Annotated in this window: 1 protein-coding gene; it reads left to right on the forward strand. The window is 54.5% G+C overall.

Annotated features, from left to right (window positions below; all coding sequences use genetic code 11):
* The first annotated feature begins 58 nt into the window (after window positions 1–58).
* Window positions 59–1,078 carry an AraC family transcriptional regulator gene (locus A11A3_RS17105; RefSeq protein ID WP_157375829.1) on the forward strand — a complete coding sequence of 340 codons (1,020 nt, stop codon included), beginning with the start codon at window positions 59–61 and terminating at the stop codon, window positions 1,076–1,078.
* Window positions 1,079–1,150 lie beyond the last annotated feature (72 nt).

Below are 1,150 nucleotides of genomic sequence, written 5' to 3' on the forward strand. Positions count from 1 at the left end.
AGTTTGCGGTGGTTGCTGGCCAGCGTCTTGACCTTTGCTTATTATTTTTTGACATCGCGTGCCAAACAAAAAATTTATGGCGACTGGCGCCCAGGTCTTTGCCCGAACCACTTACCTCATTCGTCGCTTCATGGAGGCCGAAGGGATCACCCATGCCGGCTTGAACAAGAGGCTCGATGACGCTTGTCGATCCGAACGCATTCCCATCGAACAGTGGTGGCAATTGCTGGATGAATTGGCCGTGGTCAGCGGCGACCCGACGGTAGGTTTGCGCGTTGGTCGTTACGCTCAGGCACAGGATGTTGGCGTTCTCGGTTATCTGGCCGCCAGCTGCGAAACATTGGGTCAGGCGCTGCAACGGCTCCAACGCTTCCAGGTTTTGCTGCACGATTTGTCCTTTTCCTGGATGCGTCAACAAGGGCACGATCTGTATTTTGGCTGGGCTGGCGAGCGTGGTCCTTCCACGGCGGCCTCAAATGATGTGCTGGTTTCCGCTTTGCTGACTGTTTTGAATTCACTGACAGCTCCGCAGCGTGTGCGGCCGTCACTGATTGAGTTTCCCGATTCGCAACCGGCAGATGCCAAACGGCATGAAGAGCTGCTCGGCTGTACGGTTCATTTTGATTGCGAAGCCCTGGCGATGAAATTGCCAATCAGCCTGTTGAAGTTGCCGATCAACAGCCGAGATGCCCATCTCTGCGAAATTTTGGATCGCAAGGCTGACGCGATGGTACGCAGCCTGTCGGCGTCTGATGAATTTCTCAACACCTTTCAGCGAGCCATGATGACCGGCCTGGAAGAGGGCGAACTCAGCATGGCCTGGCTTGCGAAGAAGCTGAATATGCCCTTGCGCTCCCTGTACCGTTCTCTTCATCAGCGTGACCAAACCTACAAAGGGCTGCTCGACAAGTTGCGGCAGGAACTGGCCAATCAATATCTGGCCGATCCCGCTCTTTCCTTGAGCGAGATTTCACTAATGCTGGGGTATTCCGAACAAAGTGCGTTCAGCCGGGCCTTTCGTAACTGGACGGGTAAAACTCCTTTACAGGTTCGCAAAGCACTGAGCCGTAGCCAATGAGCTACGAACGAGTTGGTTGAAGCGAGGAATCCTCGCGTCTGCACCCGACTAGCGAGGCAAGATTGCGGTTAA

This window comes from Alcanivorax hongdengensis A-11-3 (assembly GCF_000300995.1).
Lineage (GTDB): Bacteria > Pseudomonadota > Gammaproteobacteria > Pseudomonadales > Alcanivoracaceae > Alcanivorax > Alcanivorax hongdengensis.